General features: G+C 47.5%; 4 protein-coding genes and 1 pseudogene. 1 reads left to right on the top strand and 4 read right to left on the bottom strand.

Features of this window, described 5'->3' with window-relative positions; all coding sequences use genetic code 11:
* Window positions 1–184: 184 nt before the first annotated feature.
* The 4 genes and pseudogenes from J4F31_00740 to htpG form a co-directional block, all read right to left on the bottom strand.
* Window positions 185–1,012, bottom strand: a pseudogene (locus J4F31_00740) (mechanosensitive ion channel).
* 1 nt (window position 1,013) lies between these two features.
* Window positions 1,014–2,261: a response regulator gene (locus J4F31_00735; protein ID MCE2495107.1), complete on the bottom strand. Its 1,248-nt coding sequence runs from the start codon at window positions 2,259–2,261 to the stop codon at window positions 1,014–1,016.
* Between the two features lie 105 nt (window positions 2,262–2,366).
* Window positions 2,367–2,918, bottom strand: a complete 552-nt coding sequence (locus tag J4F31_00730; protein ID MCE2495106.1) for a hypothetical protein — start codon at window positions 2,916–2,918, stop codon at window positions 2,367–2,369.
* A gap of 99 nt (window positions 2,919–3,017) precedes the next feature.
* Window positions 3,018–4,895 (bottom strand): molecular chaperone HtpG, encoded by a 1,878-nt coding sequence (gene htpG, locus J4F31_00725; GenBank protein ID MCE2495105.1) that lies wholly within the window; start codon window positions 4,893–4,895, stop codon window positions 3,018–3,020.
* A gap of 177 nt (window positions 4,896–5,072) precedes the next feature.
* On the opposite strand from htpG, the gene J4F31_00720 reads away from it, so the two are divergent.
* Window positions 5,073–6,077, top strand: coding sequence for a ketoacyl-ACP synthase III (locus J4F31_00720; GenBank protein ID MCE2495104.1), 1,005 nt, complete (start codon window positions 5,073–5,075; stop codon window positions 6,075–6,077).
* The last annotated feature ends 3 nt before the right edge of the window (window positions 6,078–6,080 follow it).

Raw genomic sequence — 6,080 nt, 5'->3', positions numbered from 1 at the left:
ATGTGAATGGAGGTGGAAGAAAGAGCCTAAGGAAATGGAAAAAGAACTTTGGAACATGGTCGTGAAATTTAATCCTTCCTGTTAAAGAGGGGGATTCAATTTCAAGACCTATATCTAATCGTTAGTAAATAATCTTCTGGTCTTAAACCCTCAAAATTAAGAATTAAGAACTCAGAACTACTTTTCACTCCGCGCTACCGGTTTTGTACAAATGAATATCGCGCTGAGGAAACGAAATAACGATTCTGGCCGCTTCAAGTTCCAGCTTGCCCTTTTCTAGGCAATCGAAATAGACTTCCCAGTAATCTGTTGGGTGAGCGTGCGGACGAGCGGCAATGTTCACGGAGCTTTCTCCCAGGCCTGAAACCGCAACCATGGGTGCAGGAGCAGGGAGGGTTTTTGGGTGATCCGAGATGACTTTAAGGAGCACTTATTTGGCTCGGGCAATGTCGTAGCTGTACGAGATTCCAAAGGTCATATCGACTCGTACGTTCTCTTTAGCCGTATAATTCGTTAAAGACCCGTTAGAAAGGGCTCCATTGGGCAATATCACCACGTGGTTTTGAACCGTGACGATCTTGGTGAGGAAGATCTGGATCTCTTCGACCGTTCCGATATGGCCTTGTGCCTCGATAAGGTCTCCCACCTTGAATGGTTTGAATACCAAGATCAAAAACCCTCCGGCAAAGTTGGCCAGCGATCCCTGAAAAGCTAGACCGACAGCGAGGGATGCGGCTCCCAGAACAGCCACGAATGATGTGGTGGCGATTCCAACCATACCTGCGACTGATATGAAGAGAAGTGCTTTGAGCCCCCAATTGACCATGCTACTTAGGAATGGACGAAGAGTAGGGTCGACATCCCGCTTTTCAATGAGTTTTCCAGTTTGCCTTGTAATCATCTTTATTATGTGCAAACCGATGAGTAAGACGAGTACGGCCGATACCACTTTTGGACCGAAATCCATGATCAACTCCATGGCCTTATCGGCCCATACATTGACGTTATCCATATTATCCATTACTAAAATATTGGTTGATTATCTTCTGAACCACTTGTATGGTAAAAGGTTTTGCGATGAAGTCGTTCATGCCCGCTTCGATACATCGCTGTTGATCTTCGACCATGGCGTTTGCCGTCATAGCAATGATAAGTGGCCGTTTCTCGCGACTAGAGGCCAATATCTTTCGAGTGGCCTCTATTCCGTCCATTTCGGGCATTTCCATGTCCATGGACACCAAATCGAAATCGATCTTTTCGCATAACTCATAGGCCTCGCTACCGTTTGATGCCAGAATGGGTTCATAGCATAGTTTACGCAACATGTGGACGATTACTTTTTGATTGATGGGGTTGTCCTCGGCGACAAGTATTCGAATTTTGTCTTCGATCGAAATATTTTTCACGTCCTTTCTAAAGGTGCTATCGCCTTCATTCTCCAACTCCAGAGTATTGCTGTTGAGCCCCAGCGCAGAAGCCACCTGCTTGTAAAGTCGAAACCGACTTACAGGCTTGGTTAAATAGCCATTTAGGTCCGCTTTTTCATCCTTGTGCAGTAAGTTACCAATACTCGATAGCACTACAACAGGGAGCTCCGACTTACCGTATTTCTTCCTCACGACCTTTGCCCATTGTAGTCCATCCATTTCGGGCATGTTCATATCGACCAAGGCTAAATCGAATTCCCCCTTTTCATTAACGACCCAGTCCAAAGCGTCAATGGGGCTCTTTGTTGAACGCATCTTTACATTGAGCGGGAGGAGTTGCTTTTCGAGAATGCTCAAATTCGTGGGATTGTCATCAAGTAGTAGAAGTTGTTTGTTCTCCAGTTGATGAAGATCTATAATGTGCTTCTTGGCTGAAAGCTGACTTCCCTTGATCAACGGAATGGCAAAGAAAAAAGTAGTTCCTTCCCCTTCGTCACTCTCTACCCAGATGTGCCCACCCATGGCCTCAACGATCTTCTTACAAATGGCTAGCCCTAAACCGGTTCCGCCAAAGCGACGGGTTGTGGAGGCATCCACCTGTGTAAAGCTGTCGAATAATTTATTCAGTTTCTCTTTCGGAATGCCGATTCCGATAACCCGCAACTTGAAAAGTAGTTCAGCACCCGATTCGCTGTCTTGCCGACGGATATTCAAGTATATCTCACCTTGATCAGTGAATTTGACCGCGTTGTTACAGAGGTTAACAAGTACCTGACGAAGACGGGTTACATCAGACACAATGGAATGAGGAACATCCTCCTCAATGAAGTACATCAGCTCCAATTTCTTGGATCAAGCCGGACTACTCACCAAGTCGAATGTATCTTCAGCTACGTCTGCCAGATAAAACTCGGTCTCTTCCAGTTCCAGTTTTCCAGATTAAATTTTAGAGTAATCCAGAATGTTGTTGATGACCCTGAGGAGATTCTCCCCCGAAATCTTGATCGTTCTCACGAAGTCTACTTGCTCCTCAGACAATTCCGTTTCGGCCAAAAGCCCCGACATGCCAATTACGGCATTCAAAGGTGTTCGAATTTCGTGACTCATGGTCGATAAGAACTGCGACTTGGCTCTTGCGCCGGCTTCAGCAAGTTCCTTGGCCTCTATGAGATCCTTTTCGTATGCCTTTCTTTTTTCTATTTCCATCTCGAGCTGCACCTTTTGCTTTTCGAGTTTTTGGGTGCGCTCGATGACCTTTTCTTCCAGCGTTTTATTGTACTCGATTAGTCGATCCTGTTTCCGCCCTGCGAAGGAGGCAAATAGTCCCAGAAAAATTGGCACCGTGTCGATCATCAGCATGAGACCGTCGTTCAGATGAAGGCCCAAATACGAGCTGTCCGGAAAGTGTTCGGCCCTGATCAGCGTGGCGATCAGAGGAAAGAACATCCCGAATAGAAAACCGTACAGGGTGTACCTCCGGGTGAAGTTCATAGCGTTGCTTCAAGATTGACCGAAAAGTTACGTTTTTATGTAGGTCAGAAACAATAAAGCCACCCCGAAGGATGGCTTTATCTGAAACAAGGCTAAATTTTAGGCGTCGATGAGGTCGTAGCTGCGCTTGATGAAACTCGTGAGCGCCTCACCCTTGAGCATATTCTGAGACAACTTGGCTAAGTCTACTCCCTGGTTAATGAGTTCGCTTCGCTTGCTCTCGTCTTTTTCTGTGTGAATTCGCTCTACGAGCGGATGATTGACGTTCACGATCAGATTGAAGCTATCGGGTAGGTTGCCCATCCCCATCATGCCCCCACCGGTCATGCTCATTTCCTTCATCCGGCGCATGAATTCTGGACGAGTGATACTGAAAGCAGGCGATTTCTCGCTTTGCGCTTCAAGTGAAACAGAGAATTGCTCTTTTGGCACCGCAGCTTCGATAATGGGTTTCAAAGTTTCTTTCTCTTCCTCGGTAAGTTTAGAAGGATGCTCGTCGTCCTTAGCGATGAGCTTTTCGATCGGCTCGCTATCGACTCGCGCAAAAGTGATCTTTTCACCATCCATTTCGAGCTTTTGGAGTAAGTGTCCTACGATCGGGCTATCGAGGTGCAATACATCGTAGCCGTGTCCTTTGGCTTCTTCGATGAACCCGTGCTGCTCTTCGGGATTGTTCGTATACAAGTACACGAGCTTTCCGTCCTTATCGGTTTGAGCGGCTTTGATCTTTTCCGTGTACTCTTCAAAGGTGAAGTGCTCGCCACCGACATTGGGGTAGAGGTTGAAATTTTTTGCTTTGTCAAAGAATTTCTCTTCACTCAACATTCCGTACTCAATGATTACCTTGATGTCTTCCCAGATCGACTCAAGGCGCTCGCGGTCGTTCTTGAACAACTCTTCGAGCTTATCAGCGACCTTTTTGGTGATGTGAGCCGATATCTTCTTCACATTGCTATCGCTTTGCAAATAACTGCGCGATACGTTCAACGGAATATCGGGCGAGTCAATAACCCCCTGTAGGAGTGTCAAAAAGTCCGGCACAATACCTTCAACGCTATCGGTAACAAAAACTTGATTGCTGTACAGCTGGATATTGTCTTTCTGAACTTCGATGTTGTTCTTGATCTTGGGGAAAAACAGTATTCCGGTCAAATTGAAGGGGTAGTCGACATTCAGATGAATGTGGAACAAGGGCTCGTCGAACTGCATAGGGTAGAGCTCGCGGTAAAATTCCTTGTAATCCTGCTCTTCCAAATCGCTCGGAGCTTTGGTCCAAGCTGGATTCGGATTGTTGATGATATCCGGAACGGTCTTCTTTACCTTATCATCGCCTTCTCCTTCTTCGATTTCTTTGGTTTCGAATTGAATCTCAACCGGAAGGAATTTACAGTACTTGTCGAGGATCTCGCGAATGCGGTGTTCTTCCAGGAATTCAGCCGACTCTGCGTTGATGTGCAAGACGATCTCTGATCCGCGATCCTCTTTTTTGCTTTTGGTCAGGCGGTACTCGGGGTCACCATCGCACTCCCACCGAACGGCTTCGGTTCCTTCACCGTTCTTGTACGATTTAGTGTGGATCTCGACTTTATCGGACACCATGAACGAAGAATAGAACCCAAGTCCAAAGTTTCCTATAATTCCTTTTCCGTCCATTTTGTCTTCGTATTGAGACATGAACTCCTTAGCACCTGAAAATGCGACCTGGTTGATGTATTTCTTGACCTCGTCGCTGGTCATTCCGATACCCTTGTCCTTGAAAGTCAGGGTCTTTGCTTCTTTGTCGATCGAAACTTCAATGGTGGTGTCTCCCATTTCGCCCTTGAAATCTCCGAGCCGAGCCAAGGTCTGAAGCTTCTGTGTAGCGTCCACTGCGTTTGAGATCAATTCGCGAACGAAGATCTCTTGATCGCTGTACAAGAATTTCTTGATGATCGGGAAAATATTCTCCGACTGAACGTTTATTTTTCCTTTAGCCATGGTCTATTGCTTTGTTTAGCGGCCAAAGACCAAGTTCTGTGCCAAGGGGTGTCAACTGACAGGTCGCTGTCATTTTGACGGAATTCGCGAATCAATATTTGTGTATATTCATCCTGTGAGGTGCCAATCGTGCCGCAGGCACAGAGCCTCCGAACCATAACCAAAACAGATTGATAAATGTATAATTCACGAATAGTGGGCATGGGTCATTATGTGCCGCCGAAAGTGGTGACGAATGACGACCTGTCGAAGCATATGGACACCAACGACGCGTGGATTCAGGAGCGTACTGGTATCAAGGAACGGCGGTTTGCCGACGGAAAGGAAGATACAACGAGTACCATGGGTACCAAGGCCGCGCTCATGGCCATTGAAAATGCCGGTCTCACCAAGGACGATATCAATTTCATCGTTTTCGCTACCCTGAGCCCTGATTACTACTTTCCGGGACCAGGTGTACAGGTTCAAGAGCAACTCGGCATTCAGGAGATCGGTGCACTCGACGTGCGCAATCAATGTTCGGGCTTCGTATATGCGCTTTCCGTGTCCGATCAATTCATTAAGACCGGGATGTATAAGAACGTTCTGGTGATCGGGGCGGAGTATCACTCGGGCGGACTCGAAATGACGGCTCGCGGTAGAGGAGTGTCGGTGATCTTTGGCGATGGTGCCGGAGCTGCGGTCCTTCAGCGTTACGAAGGAGATGACCACGGCGTTATGTCTACGCACTTGCACTCAGAGGGAAAACACGCCGAGGAGCTGGTGCTGATCGGCCCGGCCACTCGCCGCTGGGTAGATACCATCATCGAAGAGAACTACCCCGAAGACGTGAGCTATTACCCTTACATGAACGGTAATTTCGTGTTCAAACACGCCGTAACGCGTTTCGCGGAGGTGATCATGGAAGCCTTAAAGACCAATGGATACGGACCCAACGATATCGATATGTTGGTGCCGCACCAGGCCAACCTGCGGATTTCTCAGTTCATTCAAAAGAAGATGGGATTGTCCGACGATCAGGTGTACAACAACATCATGCGCTACGGAAATACTACGGCCGCCTCGATACCCATTGCACTTTCCGAAGCCGTGCAGGAAGGCAAAGTAAAGGAGGGAGACCTCGTGATGCTGGCGGCGTTTGGCTCGGGCTTCACCTGGGCAAGCGCGCTCCTGAGGTTTTAGTGA

Source organism: Flavobacteriales bacterium (genome assembly GCA_021296215.1).
Lineage (GTDB): Bacteria > Bacteroidota > Bacteroidia > Flavobacteriales > ECT2AJA-044 > ECT2AJA-044.
The sequence above is the reverse complement of the archived record's forward strand: the minus strand, read 5'-3'. Positions and strand labels throughout refer to the sequence as shown.

Excerpts from the sequence above, each read along its gene's own strand:
- J4F31_00735 (MCE2495107.1), bottom strand. The coding sequence starts at position 2,261 with ATGTACTTCATTGAGGAGGATGTTCCTCATTCCATTGTGTCTGATGTA.
- J4F31_00730 (MCE2495106.1), bottom strand. The coding sequence starts at position 2,918 with ATGAACTTCACCCGGAGGTACACCCTGTACGGTTTTCTATTCGGGATG.
- htpG (MCE2495105.1), bottom strand. The coding sequence starts at position 4,895 with ATGGCTAAAGGAAAAATAAACGTTCAGTCGGAGAATATTTTCCCGATC.
- J4F31_00720 (MCE2495104.1), top strand. The coding sequence starts at position 5,073 with ATGTATAATTCACGAATAGTGGGCATGGGTCATTATGTGCCGCCGAAA.